The following is a 17,009-nucleotide window of genomic DNA, read 5'->3' as shown; positions in this document are numbered from 1 at the left end:
ATGGGAAAGATAGGCGGATTTAAAGAATACGATAGAACAGACGAAAGTAATATAGCAGTACAAGAAAGAGTAGTAAATTACAATGAATTTACTATTCCGTTATCAAAAGAAAAGATAAAAGAGCAAGGTTCAAGATGTATGGATTGCGGAATCCCATTTTGCCATAGTTCATGTCCATTAGGAAATTTAATTCCAGATTTTAACGACATGGTACATCAAGAAGAATGGCAAAGTGCCTTGGAGATTTTACAATCTACCAATAACTTTCCAGAATTCACAGGTCGTTTATGCCCTGCTCCATGTGAAAAATCATGTGTATTAGGAATTATTGAAGAGCCAGTTGCTATTGAAAATATTGAGAAAAACATTATCGAAAGAGGTTTCGCTGAAGGATGGATAAAACCACAAACTCCTGCAACAAGAACTGGAAAAACAGTAGCCGTAATTGGGTCTGGGCCAGCTGGATTAGCAGCAGCACAACAATTAAATCGTGCTGGACACACAGTAACTGTTTTCGAAAGAGACAATGCAATAGGTGGTTTACTACGTTATGGAATTCCAAATTTTAAATTAGAAAAAGGAATTATCGACAGACGTGTAAAAATTCTAGAACTTGAAGGAATCACTTTTAAAACTAACGTAAATGTTGGTGTAAATTATAGCGTTGATCAATTAAATGAATTTGATTCAATTGTTTTATGTGGTGGTGCTACTGAGAGAAGAAGCTTGCCTACAAAAGGAATTGAAACAAAAGGAGTCGTTCAAGCAATGGACTTTTTAACACAACAAACTAAAGTACTTTACGGTGAGGATATTCCTAACCAAATAAAAGCTACTGGTAAAGATGTTATCGTGATTGGTGGTGGAGATACTGGTTCTGACTGTGTTGGAACTTCAAACAGACACGGTGCAAAATCGGTTACTAATTTTGAAATCATGCCAAAACCTCCAGTAGGAAGAAGCGAGACTACACCTTGGCCATTTTGGCCTTTGCAACTTAAAACTTCATCTTCACATGAAGAAGGATGTGATAGAAACTGGCTAATAAACACTAAAGAATTTATCGCAAATGATAAAGGTGAATTAGTTGGATTAAAAACTGTTGAAGTGGCTTGGAAAATAACTCTAGGACAAAGACCAGAATTAATCGAAAAAGAAGGATCCGAAAAAACTTGGCCTTGTGATTTAGCATTACTTGCTTTAGGATTTACTGGTCCTGAAAAAACTTTAAGCCAGCAATTAGGGCTAGAAACAGATATGAGAAGCAATTACAAAGCAACTAACTATCAAACTAATGTACCTAATATTTTCACTGCTGGAGATATGCGTCGCGGACAATCGTTAATTGTTTGGGCAATATCAGAAGGTCGCGAAGCGGCACGTGAAGTGGACTTCTACTTGATGGGGTCTACCAACTTACCTACTAAAGGCAATGGAGATTTACCAAGTTTGTAATTTCAAATAAACAATATAAAATGACTGCCAAATCTATTTTTGGGCAGTCATTTTTTAGTTTTAGGAGGTGTCCATACATCCACTATCGTTACTGTATGGTCGGGCTGTACGCTTCAAGTCCTCGTCGCTTTCGTAAAAACTACAGCGACTGTGGGCTATACGCTACTATCCCTCACCCGAAAAATTAAAATAACACAAATAAATGGTTGTTTTGTTTATTTTGTAACTTTTTGTTACAATTTGTTAGAATTCGTAAAATCGCTTGTGAGAACAAATAAAGAATAATAAATTTGCTAAAAATAATATAACAATGCAATCAAAAGACTTACTTCAGCTAGCAGAACAATTTGGCAGTCCATTATACGTTTATGATGCCGATAAAATAAAATCACAATACAACAGATTAACAAAAGCATTTTCTAAAGTTGAGAAGTTACGCATCAATTATGCAATGAAAGCATTATCTAATGTTGCTATTTTACAACTATTAAAAGAAATGGGATCGGGACTTGATACCGTATCAATTCAAGAAGTACAATTAGGGCTTCATGCAGGATATGATCCAGAAAAAATATTTTATACTCCAAACGGTGTATCTCTTGAGGAAATTGAAGAAGTACATGCTTTAGGAGTTCAAATCAATATTGATAACTTATCTATATTGGAGCAATTCGGTGCTAAACACCCAAATGTTCCTGTTTGTATCCGAATCAATCCTCACGTAATGGCAGGTGGAAATGCCAATATTTCTGTAGGACATATTGATAGTAAATTTGGAATCTCAGTGCACCAATTACCACATTTAGTGCGTATTGTTGAAAATACTAAAATGAACATTGTTGGTATTCACATGCATACTGGTTCAGATATTTTAGATATTGAAGTATTCTTATACGCTGCCGAAATTTTATTTGATGCAGCAAAAAACTTCAAAAACTTAGAGTTCTTAGATTTTGGAAGCGGATTCAAAGTGCCTTACAAAAAAGACGATATCGAAACAGATATTGAAGAATTAGGAAAGAAATTAACTAAAAGATTCAATGCTTTCTGTACAGAGTATGGAAAAGAATTGACATTAATATTCGAACCAGGTAAATTTCTAGTGAGTGAAGCTGGGTCTTTTTTAGTAAAAGTAAATGTAATCAAACAAACAACATCGACCGTTTTTGCTGGAGTTGATAGTGGATTCAACCATTTAATACGTCCGATGTTATATGGTTCACAACACCATATTGATAACATTTCTAATCCAAAAGGAAAAGAACGCTTCTATTCTGTTGTTGGATATATTTGTGAGACAGATACTTTTGCAAACAATAGAAGAATACCTGAAATTAAAGAAGGTGATATATTAAGTTTTAGAAATGCAGGTGCTTATTGTTATTCAATGGCATCCAACTATAATTCACGATACAAACCAGCTGAAGTATTATGGATGAATGGCCAAGGTCACTTAATACGTGCTCATGAAACATTTGAAGACTTATTAAAAAATCAAATTCCATTACCAGTAGAAGCTACTGTTTAAAAATAAAAGCAAAAAAAAGGTGTATTTTAAAATACACCTTTTTTCGTTTCTATCATAACCTAGTCCTTTAAAACTTCCTCAAGAACATTTGCTTCCGTTCCATTAGGAAAAGAAACTTTTATCTTCTGCGCGATTGTGGGCGCAATTTGAGTAATGACTTTTTTATCAAATGATTCTCCCTTTTTAATATGCCAACCGTAAAAAATAGCGGGAACGTGAGTATCATAAGTATAAGTAGTTCCATGAGAAGTTCCTGTTCCAAGGTACTCGATATAACCAGGTTTATCTAAAATAACTAAATCGCCATTTTGAGTTACATCATATCCCTTAGCGATAAAGTTCAAGAAATAATCATTCCCTGTTGAATTTAAAATTTCATCTTCAGTATACACTCTTTTAACATAATCCTGAGTCATTAAAAATTCTTTAAAAGCCTCTTTTACTACACTTAAATCAAGGTTTTTAGTTTTAATAATTTCTTCATTAAAAAATAAATTGAAATTTGAATAATTTAAAACTAAGTCCGTTCCAAAAGTTTTCACAGAAAAATCCTTTAAATTATTTCTAATATCTTTAGGACTTATACTGCTTACATTGTATTTATGATCTTTAAGATAGTTTACATTTTCAGCACCTGCATGATCAGCAGTCAAAAACAATAAGTAATTATCTTTTCCAACTGTTTTGTCCAAATAATTCAAAAAATCAGCAATTGTTTGATCTAATCGCAAATAAGTATCTTGTAGTTCCATTGATCTTGGCCCCAATAAATGACCTACATAGTCAGTAGAAGAAAAACTAACCGTTAAAAAATCAGTAATATTATCTTTCCCTAATTCCTCTTTTTCAATAGCTCGCATTGCAAACTCAGCTAGCAAATTATTTCCAAATGGAGTAGAACGCAATACACCTGCATCATTATTAGCATACATATCCTTTAAATTATAAGGAAAAACGGGAGCCACACTATTATATAACTTCCCTTCATACGGATTATTATCCTCCAAACTTTCATTATAAGTTGACTTTGGCTTTAATAAATCCCATCCATTATTGATATATGGCATATAATGTTTCTCATCATTGAATTTTTGAACCCAATCAGGTAATTTTTCACCATAAAAAGAACTAGAAATAAAAGAACCTGTTTTACTGTACCAAAAAGCCCAATTAGCAAAATGACCAGCTGGCAATATAGCACCGCGATCTTTAAGACTCAAACCGATTACCTTACCTTTAAAATTAGTCCCCATACGCAACTCATCAGTAATAGTAGTCGTTAAAAGATTTTTAGGAGACATCTCACCTTCTTCTTTAGTTCCATCCCCTACAGTGTTAACACTTGCATCATCTGTACAATACATCTCTTTACCCAATTTTCTACTAAACCACTCATTACTTACAATACCATGAATTGCAGGAGTTGTACCTGTATAAATTGAGGCATGCCCAGGAGCAGTATAAGTGGGCATATAATTATAATGCATATTTTGAAAAGTATATCCATTTCCCATTAATCTTTTGAAACCATCATTTGAAAAATCATTCGAAAAACGAAATAAATATTCCATTTTCATTTGATCAACAACAATACCTACAACCAATTTAGGTCTCTCCTGTGCTTGTAAATTTGACATGATAATAACAGCCAAAAACAAAAATATTTTCTTCATAATAAAATTTTATAACAACAAAAATACATTATAGATTTCAGAAACCGAAAATATGAAACAAATAAGAGAAAGAATTAATATAATAATAACTTTTATGATTATATTTAATTATAAAACAATCCAATTATTTCTACACACTATCCAAAATTGTTTAAATTTAAATTGTGAATTATCTTCTAAAAACACAAATAATGGAAATGTATGATAACAAAGAAATTTTTCAGAATTCTTGGGATAAAAATTACTTGTCAGAAGAATTAATTCAAGCACAATGGGCAGAATTTGTAGAACTTAAAAAGGTCATTACAGAATTGTATCAAAGAAAGAAAACACCTTTGTCTATTCTTGATATCGGAATAGGAAATGCCAGAATAGCAAAGCATCTTAGTGGTATCCCTGAAATGTGGGATATGGTGGATTCCTTTGACGGCACTGATAATGCCGAAGCATGTGTAATACTGTCAAGACAGACAGCAAAAGAATTAAAAATTGATGATAAAGTAGCGGTCTATCTTGAAGACGCCATCAACTTAGATAAATGGAAGAAAAAATATGATATAATTATTATCACCTGGTTTACGGCTGGCAACTTTTACCCTGATAATTTTAATTTTGAAAGCTATAATCCATCAGAGAAGCGGTTTGATCTATCAAAAAATGAAAAATTTGAAACTATATTTTCAAATTTGTATCAGTTGTTGAACACTGGAGGTGAAATAGTAATTGGTGCCTCATATATTGACAATGATAGAACTAGATTAAAACAAGAGCATTCCTATCTTAAGATGGGTATGACGATAATAACTGATGAAAAAGATAGTTTTACGGCTACTAAAGAAGGTTTCTGGTCTCAGCGTTTTACGGAAGAAAAAATACGGAACTATTTATCTTTTGTTGAACCCGAGAAAATATCAATCACGGATCAAGTCTAAATGTTGTGGGGAAATATTAAATTAAGATATTTGTATTTATAAATTTAATACAAATGCAAGATTCTTTTGTTGAACTTCTCAAGTTATTGTTACCAGAAATTATAGTTGATTATTTTGAACTTACTTCATATAAAAAAGGGGAAGAAATTCTTCATCTTTATTTAAAAGAGATTAATTCGATTCCAAAAGAATATCGTCAAAACAAATTAAGTTCAAAAGGATTCTTTGATGAGATAACTGTTCAAGATTTTCCAATCCGTGGACATCAAGTTTATCTACATATCACCCGCAGAAGATGGCTTAACGAAGATAGTGGACAAGTTGTATTTAGGGATTGGAATTTAGTAGCAGACGGAACTCGGGTAACACAGGAGTTCGCGTCTTTTTTAAAAGAAATCAATAGATTCCAAGCCTAATGATTGCAATGCTATTGCTTCTTTCTACGGTGTAAGCGGTAAGAATCTGCAACATCATTACAAAGATTTCTTAAGTGATTTTAAAATCTGGAATCAAAAACCACACGCAAAAGAATGGCTTATTTTTCCTGAAAACATTGGAAAAAGACTGTCATTGGACGAAACCTCACTATCCAACGGTGAGCTCTATACAATTCTAACTAATAAAGCAGCAAAAGGTAGAAAAGGAACCATCGTTGCAATGGTTGCTGGAACTAAAGCTGAAACAGTAATCGCTATCATTGAAAAGATACCTCTTAAACAACGAAATCTAGTCACAGAGATAACCCTAGATATGGCAGGAAATATGGGGTTAATTGCCAAGAAATGTTTTCCTAATGCAACTCGTGTCATCGATAGATTCCACGTTCAAAAATTGGCCACAGAGGCCTTACAAGAAATCAGAATCAAATACCGTTGGCAAGCAATAGATCAGGAAAATGAAGCTATAGAAAAAGCCAAGGAAAACAAGAAAAAGTTCGAATCTGTAGTGTTGACTAACGGGGATACACTTAAACAATTACTAGCCAGAAGTCGCTATTTCTTATACAAGAATAAATCAAAATGGTCTGAAAATCAATTACAACGTGCCCATTTATTATTTGAATTATATCCTGATATCAAAGAGGCTTACAATCTATCTCAAGGATTACGCAACATTTTTGAAAGTACAGCCGATAAAATAATCGGTTTTGCTAGACTTGCAAAATGGCATGAAAAGGTAAGTCAATCTGGGTTTAAGTCTTTCAATACAATATCTCGAACCATAATCAATCATTATCAAAACATATTGAACTATTTTGATTATCGAAGCACAAATGCATCAGCTGAATCTTTCAACGCCAAAATAAAAGCGTTTAGATCTCAATTTAGAGGTGTTAGGAACATTGAGTTTTTCCTTTTTAGACTAACAAATATTTATGCTTAATTTTTGTTGCTCCACAGGTTTTGGGATTGATCCTCAATCACCGCACTTGACACCTATGATTATGCGATGCAAATAAGAATAAAAAAATAGAATAAAGACAAAAATTCAAAACAAAAAACCCTATTCACATAAATGAATAGGGTTCTCAAAAGAAAGGCGACGACATACTCTCCCACATAACTGCAGTACCATCTGCGCAGGCGGGCTTAACTACTCTGTTCGGGATGGGAAGAGGTGAGCCCCGCCGCAATAACCACCTTAAGAAGTTATAATTGCTTTGGGCAATTTTTCAATGATCATTTATCTTATGATAAAAATCAATTGAACAATATCTTAACATACTGAGATAAAGAAAAAAGTATTTTTTTAGAAAGTTTCCCCAGCCTCTTGCGAGGCTGGAAAGGTGTACATAAGCTTACGGATTATTAGTACTACTCGACTATGACATTACTGCCTTTACATCTATAGCCTATCAACGTGGTCATCTCCCACGATCCTTAAAAGAAATCTCATCTTGTGGTGGGTTTCGCGCTTATATGCTTTCAGCGCTTATCCCTTCCAAACGTAGCTACTCTGCCATGCCACTGGCGTGACAACAGATACACTAGAGGTTTGTCCAATTCGGTCCTCTCGTACTAGAATCAGATCCACTCAAATTTCTTGCGCCCACAGTAGATAGAGACCGAACTGTCTCACGACGTTCTGAACCCAGCTCGCGTGCCACTTTAATGGGCGAACAGCCCAACCCTTGGGACCTTCTCCAGCCCCAGGATGTGACGAGCCGACATCGAGGTGCCAAACCCCCCCGTCGATATGAGCTCTTGGGGGAGATCAGCCTGTTATCCCCGGCGTACCTTTTATCCTTTGAGCGATGGCCCTTCCATGCGGAACCACCGGATCACTATGCTCTACTTTCGTACCTGATCGACCTGTATGTCTCTCAGTCAAGCTCCCTTATGCCATTGCACTCTACGCACGGTTACCAAGCGTACTGAGGGAACCTTTAGAAGCCTCCGTTACTCTTTTGGAGGCGACCACCCCAGTCAAACTACCCACCAAGCAATGTCCCCCGCAAACGCGGGGTTAGGCCTCAGATAAACAAAGGGTTGTATTTCAACAATGACTCCACAACGCCTAGCGACGCCACTTCACAGTCTCCAACCTATCCTACACATCATTTATCCAAGGTCAATACTAAGCTATAGTAAAGGTGCACAGGGTCTTTTCGTCCCACTGCGGGTAAACGGCATCTTCACCGTTACTACAATTTCACCGAGCTCATGGCTGAGACAGTGTCCAGATCGTTACACCATTCGTGCAGGTCGGAACTTACCCGACAAGGAATTTCGCTACCTTAGGACCGTTATAGTTACGGCCGCCGTTTACTGGGGCTTCATTTCAATGCTTCTCCGAAGATAACATCTCCACTTAACCTTCCAGCACCGGGCAGGTGTCAGGCCCTATACTTCATCTTACGATTTTGCAGAGCCCTGTGTTTTTGATAAACAGTCGCCTGGACCTCTTCACTGCGGCCAGCATTGCTGCTGGCGACCCTTCTCCCGAAGTTACGGGTCTATTTTGCCTAATTCCTTAGCCATGAATCTCTCGAGCACCTTAGAATTCTCATCTCGACTACCTGTGTCGGTTTGCGGTACGGGTACTATTAACCTGAAGTTTAGAGGTTTTTCTTGGAAGCCCTTAGGTGCACTATCTCTTTGTCCGAAGACGCCGAGTACTATCGTATTTCCCCAAAACCCGTGGATTTGCCTGCGGGTCTTATAGGTAGGTACTTCAACGAACTATTCCGTCAGTTCGCGGCACTTTCATCACTCCGTCACCCCATCACAGTTAACAGTAGTACGGGAATATTAACCCGTTGTCCATCGACTGTCCCTTTCGGGTTCGCCTTAGGTCCCGACTAACCCACAGCTGATTAGCATAGCTGTGGAAACCTTAGTCTTTCGGTGTGCGGGTTTCTCGCCCGCATTATCGTTACTTATGCCTACATTTTCTTTTCTCACCGGTCCAGCATACCTTACGATACACCTTCTACCCTGTGAGAATGCTCCCCTACCACTTACAATAAATTGTAAATCCATAGCTTCGGTAATATACTTATGCCCGATTATTATCCATGCTCGTCCGCTCGACTAGTGAGCTGTTACGCACTCTTTAAATGAATGGCTGCTTCCAAGCCAACATCCTAGCTGTCTATGCAGACAAACCTCGTTCTTTCAACTTAGTATATATTTGGGGACCTTAGCTGATGGTCTGGGTTCTTTCCCTCTCGGACTTGGACCTTAGCACCCAAGCCCTCACTGTTAGTGAACATTATATAGCATTCGGAGTTTGTCAGGAATTGGTAGGCGGTGAAGCCCCCGCATCCAATCAGTAGCTCTACCTCTATATAACTTTATAACTAACGCTGCACCTAAATGCATTTCGGGGAGTACGAGCTATTTCCGAGTTTGATTGGCCTTTCACCCCTACCCACAGATCATCCCAAGACTTTTCAACGTCAACGGGTTCGGTCCTCCACTATGTGTTACCACAGCTTCAACCTGTCCATGGGTAGATCACACGGTTTCGCGTCTAACACTACTGACTAAAGCGCCCTATTCAGACTCGCTTTCGCTACGGATCCGTGGCTTAACCACTTATCCTTGCCAGCAACGTTAACTCGTAGGCTCATTATGCAAAAGGCACGCCGTCACCCCACGAAGGGGCTCCGACCGCTTGTAAGCGTATGGTTTCAGGATCTATTTCACTCCGTTATTCACGGTTCTTTTCACCTTTCCCTCACGGTACTGGTTCACTATCGGTCTCTCAGGAGTATTTAGCCTTAGCGGATGGTCCCGCCAAATTCAGACAGGATTTCTCGTGTCCCGCCCTACTCAGGATACCACTATCAATTATATCACTTACCTATACAGGACTATCACCCTCTTTGGTTCTACTTTCCAGTAGATTCTAGTTCGTTTTACATTGAATATCGTGGTCCTACAACCCCAACATTGCCGTAACAACATTGGTTTGGGCTAATCCGCGTTCGCTCGCCACTACTTACGGAATCACTTTTGTTTTCTTCTCCTCCGCCTACTTAGATGTTTCAGTTCAGCGGGTTTGCCCACCTATCGGTGTACTAGATCTTCAATCTAGTGGGTTGCCCCATTCAGGTATCTACGGATCAATCGGTGTGTGCCCGTCCCCGTAGCTTTTCGCAGCTTATCACGCCTTTCATCGCCTCTGAGAGCCAAGGCATCCCCCATACGCCCTTATTTTGCTTATTGTACCAATCTTAAAATTAATTAAGACCGTTTTTGTTTGTTTTTTACTATAAATAGTAAAAAACGCTTTCTACTTTTTATATTTTTCTTATCTCAATATGTCAATGAACTTTTTTCAATCGCTTAATCGTTTTTTTTCGTTTAATCGTTTAACCGATTTAACAAATCAACACATAAACTTTTGATTTGTGGAGAATAACGGAGTCGAACCGTTGACCTCCTGCGTGCAAGGCAGGCGCTCTAGCCAGCTGAGCTAATCCCCCGTTTCAAATTTTAAATCATGAATGGTGAATTTTGAATTAATGTATAATTCATACTCATACTTCTAAAATTTCCTTTTATTCTGAATTTATTTCAGAATCTATTTAAGTTTAATAGTTGTCTCGGACAGACTCGAACTGTCGACCCCTACATTATCAGTGTAGTACTCTAACCAGCTGAGCTACGAGACACTCTTATTCTTAAATTGTATTATTTGAACTAACAGCAAGAGTAATAAATTCTTAATCTTTGTTTCCACTTTCTCTTTTCGTCTCTTTCCCTACCGTGCTTATAAATAAGCTAACACTAAGGCTCTAGAAAGGAGGTGTTCCAGCCGCACCTTCCGGTACGGCTACCTTGTTACGACTTAGCCCTAGTTACCAGTTTTACCCTAGGCAGCTCCTTGCGGTCACCGACTTCAGGCACCCCCAGCTTCCATGGCTTGACGGGCGGTGTGTACAAGGCCCGGGAACGTATTCACCGGATCATGGCTGATATCCGATTACTAGCGATTCCAGCTTCACGGAGTCGAGTTGCAGACTCCGATCCGAACTGTGACCGGTTTTGTAGATTCGCTCCTGGTCACCCAGTGGCTGCTCTCTGTACCGGCCATTGTAGCACGTGTGTAGCCCAAGGCGTAAGGGCCGTGATGATTTGACGTCATCCCCACCTTCCTCACAGTTTGCACTGGCAGTCTCGTTAGAGTTCCCGACATGACTCGCTGGCAACTAACAACAGGGGTTGCGCTCGTTATAGGACTTAACCTGACACCTCACGGCACGAGCTGACGACAACCATGCAGCACCTTGTAATTTGTCTTGCGAAAAGTCTGTTTCCAAACCGGTCAAACTACATTTAAGCCTTGGTAAGGTTCCTCGCGTATCATCGAATTAAACCACATGCTCCACCGCTTGTGCGGGCCCCCGTCAATTCCTTTGAGTTTCAAACTTGCGTTCGTACTCCCCAGGTGGGATACTTATCACTTTCGCTTAGCCACTGAGATTGCTCCCAACAGCTAGTATCCATCGTTTACGGCGTGGACTACCAGGGTATCTAATCCTGTTCGCTACCCACGCTTTCGTCCATCAGCGTCAATATATTAGTAGTAACCTGCCTTCGCAATTGGTATTCCATGTAATCTCTAAGCATTTCACCGCTACACTACATATTCTAGTTACTTCCTAATAATTCAAGTCTAGCAGTATCAATGGCCGTTCCACCGTTGAGCGATGGGCTTTCACCACTGACTTACTAAACCGCCTACGGACCCTTTAAACCCAATGATTCCGGATAACGCTTGGATCCTCCGTATTACCGCGGCTGCTGGCACGGAGTTAGCCGATCCTTATTCTTACGATACCGTCAAGCTCCTTCACGAAGGAGTGTTTCTTCTCGTATAAAAGCAGTTTACAATCCATAGGACCGTCATCCTGCACGCGGCATGGCTGGATCAGGCTTGCGCCCATTGTCCAATATTCCTCACTGCTGCCTCCCGTAGGAGTCTGGTCCGTGTCTCAGTACCAGTGTGGGGGATCTCCCTCTCAGGACCCCTACCCATCGTAGCCTTGGTATGCCGTTACCATACCAACTAGCTAATGGGACGCATGCTCATCTTTCACCGATAAATCTTTAATAATTAAATGATGCCATTCAATTATACTATGAGGTATTAATCCAAATTTCTCTGGGCTATCCCTCTGTGAAAGGTAGATTGCATACGCGTTACGCACCCGTGCGCCGGTCTCTAATTCCGAAGAACTATACCCCTCGACTTGCATGTGTTAAGCCTGCCGCTAGCGTTCATCCTGAGCCAGGATCAAACTCTTCATCGTATATTATGCGAGAACCATAAATGATTCTCTATTTATTTTTGACTGAAGGTCTAGTGGTTTTTTCAAATCTCTCGATTCTATTACTCTTATTCTTTTGTCTTTGAAATCTCTCTCAAAAACGGCTGTCAATTCAATATGTCTAGGAACGTGTCTTATCTTGTTTGCCAATCGTAGCAACACTTAACGTGCCGCTCGAAGCGGGTGCAAAAGTAGATATTACTTTTAAACCTCACAAGCTTTTTTGAAACTTTTTTAGAAAATAAATTTCCTGATTAATCTCGTTTGCTTGCCAGTATTTTAAAGAACGTCTGCGTTGTTGCGGGTGCAAAAATAACACCTTTATACCGTTATTCAATACTTTTAATACCTTTTTTTTAACCTTTTCGTAACTTTGTTTTTAAGTTGTTGAAAACCCGTATTTTAAATAAAGTTTTTTTTTATCCATCCAATACTCCCTTATCGACAGAGAAGCTTTAATAAAGCAGTTTGAACTACCTCCGCAAAATATAGCCTTTCCCAATAGCACTTCTATCGTCCTAACAAGACAGACTAACTCCGCTCTTTCAATCGTATTTTATCCAAAAAAAGCTTCTCTAAAAAAAGAATGACCATATGAGATACGCCCAAGCCCCTTTTAAAGTCTGATCAACCCTAAATCAAAAACCAAAAACAGACAGTAGCAACTCCCTAAAGCAAAGCAAGTCCTTAAAATCGTCAGCAACCAGTTCCAATCTTTACCCAAACCGCGCTTCATTGACATAACAAAGCAATACTCTCGTAGCTCTTATCCAAAAATATTCTTTTAAAAGAATGCAAAATGAAAGTAAGAAATCCACTTTAGACAACTCCTGTTCCATTCAAATTTCAATAACAATTAGATGAACCCTTGAGAGGTCTGATTTTTTTAGTCTGACCACGAAAATCGGATACTGTCATCGAATCATTCAAAAATACCCGTAAATTGTTTGCAGTAAAAATACACTCCAAACCTTTAGTGTTATAATTGAGTGAGAATTTCGTTTATGTTCCTATTGACTTATTTACTAGAGAATAAATTAAACTAAAGTCAATTGTCAGACTAAAATATATTAAGTTGATATTCCCTTATTTAATCTCAATCAAAAACCACTTCATTACATAGCAAATGCTTTCGTCACTATAAATAATAAAACTATTACCCATACCAAAATCTAATATTTACTGCTTTGGTACATTTTTATATTCAGAAAAAAAGGTGATTTACATAGCAAAATCTGCCGAACTACGGTTGGATTAGATATATTGTTCTGAAAACACATAAATCATTAGGATTCTAGTTACTATTTCTTTTCTAATATCCATTCCTTGAAGAAAAATCGATTTTTTTGCGCACAAAAAAACCCTATTCACATAAATGAATAGGGTTCTCAAAAGAAAGGCGACGACATACTCTCCCACATAACTGCAGTACCATCTGCGCAGGCGGGCTTAACTACTCTGTTCGGGATGGGAAGAGGTGAGCCCCGCCGCAATAACCACCTTAAGAAGTTATAATTGCTTTGGGCAATTTTTCAATGATCATTTATCTTATGATAAAAATCAATTGAACAATATCTTAACATACTGAGATAAAGAAAAAAGTATTTTTTTAGAAAGTTTCCCCAGCCTCTTGCGAGGCTGGAAAGGTGTACATAAGCTTACGGATTATTAGTACTACTCGACTATGACATTACTGCCTTTACATCTATAGCCTATCAACGTGGTCATCTCCCACGATCCTTAAAAGAAATCTCATCTTGTGGTGGGTTTCGCGCTTATATGCTTTCAGCGCTTATCCCTTCCAAACGTAGCTACTCTGCCATGCCACTGGCGTGACAACAGATACACTAGAGGTTTGTCCAATTCGGTCCTCTCGTACTAGAATCAGATCCACTCAAATTTCTTGCGCCCACAGTAGATAGAGACCGAACTGTCTCACGACGTTCTGAACCCAGCTCGCGTGCCACTTTAATGGGCGAACAGCCCAACCCTTGGGACCTTCTCCAGCCCCAGGATGTGACGAGCCGACATCGAGGTGCCAAACCCCCCCGTCGATATGAGCTCTTGGGGGAGATCAGCCTGTTATCCCCGGCGTACCTTTTATCCTTTGAGCGATGGCCCTTCCATGCGGAACCACCGGATCACTATGCTCTACTTTCGTACCTGATCGACCTGTATGTCTCTCAGTCAAGCTCCCTTATGCCATTGCACTCTACGCACGGTTACCAAGCGTACTGAGGGAACCTTTAGAAGCCTCCGTTACTCTTTTGGAGGCGACCACCCCAGTCAAACTACCCACCAAGCAATGTCCCCCGCAAACGCGGGGTTAGGCCTCAGATAAACAAAGGGTTGTATTTCAACAATGACTCCACAACGCCTAGCGACGCCACTTCACAGTCTCCAACCTATCCTACACATCATTTATCCAAGGTCAATACTAAGCTATAGTAAAGGTGCACAGGGTCTTTTCGTCCCACTGCGGGTAAACGGCATCTTCACCGTTACTACAATTTCACCGAGCTCATGGCTGAGACAGTGTCCAGATCGTTACACCATTCGTGCAGGTCGGAACTTACCCGACAAGGAATTTCGCTACCTTAGGACCGTTATAGTTACGGCCGCCGTTTACTGGGGCTTCATTTCAATGCTTCTCCGAAGATAACATCTCCACTTAACCTTCCAGCACCGGGCAGGTGTCAGGCCCTATACTTCATCTTACGATTTTGCAGAGCCCTGTGTTTTTGATAAACAGTCGCCTGGACCTCTTCACTGCGGCCAGCATTGCTGCTGGCGACCCTTCTCCCGAAGTTACGGGTCTATTTTGCCTAATTCCTTAGCCATGAATCTCTCGAGCACCTTAGAATTCTCATCTCGACTACCTGTGTCGGTTTGCGGTACGGGTACTATTAACCTGAAGTTTAGAGGTTTTTCTTGGAAGCCCTTAGGTGCACTATCTCTTTGTCCGAAGACGCCGAGTACTATCGTATTTCCCCAAAACCCGTGGATTTGCCTGCGGGTCTTATAGGTAGGTACTTCAACGAACTATTCCGTCAGTTCGCGGCACTTTCATCACTCCGTCACCCCATCACAGTTAACAGTAGTACGGGAATATTAACCCGTTGTCCATCGACTGTCCCTTTCGGGTTCGCCTTAGGTCCCGACTAACCCACAGCTGATTAGCATAGCTGTGGAAACCTTAGTCTTTCGGTGTGCGGGTTTCTCGCCCGCATTATCGTTACTTATGCCTACATTTTCTTTTCTCACCGGTCCAGCATACCTTACGATACACCTTCTACCCTGTGAGAATGCTCCCCTACCACTTACAATAAATTGTAAATCCATAGCTTCGGTAATATACTTATGCCCGATTATTATCCATGCTCGTCCGCTCGACTAGTGAGCTGTTACGCACTCTTTAAATGAATGGCTGCTTCCAAGCCAACATCCTAGCTGTCTATGCAGACAAACCTCGTTCTTTCAACTTAGTATATATTTGGGGACCTTAGCTGATGGTCTGGGTTCTTTCCCTCTCGGACTTGGACCTTAGCACCCAAGCCCTCACTGTTAGTGAACATTATATAGCATTCGGAGTTTGTCAGGAATTGGTAGGCGGTGAAGCCCCCGCATCCAATCAGTAGCTCTACCTCTATATAACTTTATAACTAACGCTGCACCTAAATGCATTTCGGGGAGTACGAGCTATTTCCGAGTTTGATTGGCCTTTCACCCCTACCCACAGATCATCCCAAGACTTTTCAACGTCAACGGGTTCGGTCCTCCACTATGTGTTACCACAGCTTCAACCTGTCCATGGGTAGATCACACGGTTTCGCGTCTAACACTACTGACTAAAGCGCCCTATTCAGACTCGCTTTCGCTACGGATCCGTGGCTTAACCACTTATCCTTGCCAGCAACGTTAACTCGTAGGCTCATTATGCAAAAGGCACGCCGTCACCCCACGAAGGGGCTCCGACCGCTTGTAAGCGTATGGTTTCAGGATCTATTTCACTCCGTTATTCACGGTTCTTTTCACCTTTCCCTCACGGTACTGGTTCACTATCGGTCTCTCAGGAGTATTTAGCCTTAGCGGATGGTCCCGCCAAATTCAGACAGGATTTCTCGTGTCCCGCCCTACTCAGGATACCACTATCAATTATATCACTTACCTATACAGGACTATCACCCTCTTTGGTTCTACTTTCCAGTAGATTCTAGTTCGTTTTACATTGAATATCGTGGTCCTACAACCCCAACATTGCCGTAACAACATTGGTTTGGGCTAATCCGCGTTCGCTCGCCACTACTTACGGAATCACTTTTGTTTTCTTCTCCTCCGCCTACTTAGATGTTTCAGTTCAGCGGGTTTGCCCACCTATCGGTGTACTAGATCTTCAATCTAGTGGGTTGCCCCATTCAGGTATCTACGGATCAATCGGTGTGTGCCCGTCCCCGTAGCTTTTCGCAGCTTATCACGCCTTTCATCGCCTCTGAGAGCCAAGGCATCCCCCATACGCCCTTATTTTGCTTATTGTACCAATCTTAAAATTAATTAAGACCGTTTTTGTTTGTTTTTTACTATAAATAGTAAAAAACGCTTTCTACTTTTTATATTTTTCTTATCTCAATATGTCAATGAAC

General features: G+C 39.8%; 7 protein-coding genes, 2 tRNA genes and 5 rRNA genes. 5 read left to right on the top strand and 9 right to left on the bottom strand.

Annotation, left to right across the window (positions count from 1 at the left end; all coding sequences use genetic code 11):
- Entirely contained in the window at positions 1-1,455 is a 1,455-nt protein-coding gene (locus tag AB3G36_RS08615; RefSeq protein ID WP_367751784.1) for a glutamate synthase subunit beta, read from the top strand.
- A gap of 310 nt (positions 1,456-1,765) precedes the next feature.
- Positions 1,766-2,983, top strand: coding sequence for a diaminopimelate decarboxylase (gene lysA / locus AB3G36_RS08610; protein WP_367751782.1), 1,218 nt, complete (start codon positions 1,766-1,768; stop codon positions 2,981-2,983).
- Between the two features lie 59 nt (positions 2,984-3,042).
- On the opposite strand, the gene pafA is transcribed toward lysA, so the two are convergent.
- On the bottom strand, positions 3,043-4,656 hold the full coding sequence (pafA, locus tag AB3G36_RS08605) for an alkaline phosphatase PafA (RefSeq protein ID WP_367757865.1): 1,614 nt from the start codon (positions 4,654-4,656) through the stop codon (positions 3,043-3,045).
- A 191-nt stretch (positions 4,657-4,847) separates the two neighbouring features.
- Here pafA and AB3G36_RS08600 point away from each other — a divergent pair, with 191 nt between their 5' ends.
- Genes AB3G36_RS08600 through AB3G36_RS08590 form a run of 3 tightly spaced genes read left to right on the top strand, consistent with a single transcriptional unit; the run spans position 4,848 to position 6,971 of the window.
- On the top strand, positions 4,848-5,588 hold the full coding sequence (locus AB3G36_RS08600; RefSeq protein ID WP_367757863.1) for a hypothetical protein: 741 nt from the start codon (positions 4,848-4,850) through the stop codon (positions 5,586-5,588).
- A 53-nt stretch (positions 5,589-5,641) separates the two neighbouring features.
- Positions 5,642-6,004 carry a transposase gene (locus tag AB3G36_RS08595; protein WP_367753414.1) on the top strand — a complete coding sequence of 121 codons (363 nt, stop codon included), beginning with the start codon at positions 5,642-5,644 and terminating at the stop codon, positions 6,002-6,004.
- 13 nt (positions 6,005-6,017) lie between these two features.
- Positions 6,018-6,971 (top strand): transposase, encoded by a 954-nt coding sequence (locus AB3G36_RS08590; RefSeq protein WP_367757913.1) that lies wholly within the window; start codon positions 6,018-6,020, stop codon positions 6,969-6,971.
- 151 nt (positions 6,972-7,122) lie between these two features.
- On the opposite strand, the gene rrf (AB3G36_RS08585) is transcribed toward AB3G36_RS08590, so the two are convergent.
- The 8 genes from rrf (AB3G36_RS08585) to AB3G36_RS08550 all read right to left on the bottom strand — a co-directional run bounded on the left by rrf (AB3G36_RS08585) (position 7,123) and on the right by AB3G36_RS08550 (position 16,902).
- Positions 7,123-7,232: ribosomal RNA gene (rrf, locus tag AB3G36_RS08585) — 5S ribosomal RNA — on the bottom strand.
- Positions 7,233-7,376: 144 nt separating this feature from the next.
- Positions 7,377-10,261 (bottom strand): 23S ribosomal RNA (locus tag AB3G36_RS08580).
- A gap of 186 nt (positions 10,262-10,447) precedes the next feature.
- Positions 10,448-10,521 (bottom strand) — tRNA-Ala (locus tag AB3G36_RS08575).
- Between the two features lie 115 nt (positions 10,522-10,636).
- A tRNA-Ile gene (locus AB3G36_RS08570) sits at positions 10,637-10,710 on the bottom strand.
- A gap of 127 nt (positions 10,711-10,837) precedes the next feature.
- Positions 10,838-12,351 (bottom strand): 16S ribosomal RNA (locus tag AB3G36_RS08565).
- Positions 12,352-12,354: 3 nt separating this feature from the next.
- Positions 12,355-12,519, bottom strand: coding sequence for a hypothetical protein (locus AB3G36_RS08560; protein ID WP_367757861.1), 165 nt, complete (start codon positions 12,517-12,519; stop codon positions 12,355-12,357).
- Between the two features lie 1,244 nt (positions 12,520-13,763).
- Positions 13,764-13,873 (bottom strand): 5S ribosomal RNA (rrf, locus tag AB3G36_RS08555).
- Positions 13,874-14,017: 144 nt separating this feature from the next.
- Positions 14,018-16,902, bottom strand: a 23S ribosomal RNA gene (locus AB3G36_RS08550).
- Together the 16S, 23S and 5S rRNA genes with 2 tRNA genes alongside form the textbook arrangement of a ribosomal RNA operon.
- Between the last annotated feature and the right edge of the window lie 107 nt (positions 16,903-17,009).

The sequence above is a fragment of the Flavobacterium sp. WC2430 genome (genome assembly GCF_040822075.1).
GTDB lineage: Bacteria > Bacteroidota > Bacteroidia > Flavobacteriales > Flavobacteriaceae > Flavobacterium.
Note: the sequence above shows the minus strand (reverse complement) of the source record. Positions and strands in the feature narration are given on the sequence as shown.

What these genes read in the sequence shown, in the direction of transcription:
- AB3G36_RS08615 (WP_367751784.1), top strand. Translation starts at nt 1, where the DNA reads ATGGGAAAGATAGGCGGATTTAAAGAATACGATAGAACAGACGAAAGT.
- lysA (WP_367751782.1), top strand. Translation starts at nt 1,766, where the DNA reads ATGCAATCAAAAGACTTACTTCAGCTAGCAGAACAATTTGGCAGTCCA.
- pafA (WP_367757865.1), bottom strand. Translation starts at nt 4,656, where the DNA reads ATGAAGAAAATATTTTTGTTTTTGGCTGTTATTATCATGTCAAATTTA.
- AB3G36_RS08600 (WP_367757863.1), top strand. Translation starts at nt 4,848, where the DNA reads ATGGAAATGTATGATAACAAAGAAATTTTTCAGAATTCTTGGGATAAA.
- AB3G36_RS08595 (WP_367753414.1), top strand. Translation starts at nt 5,642, where the DNA reads ATGCAAGATTCTTTTGTTGAACTTCTCAAGTTATTGTTACCAGAAATT.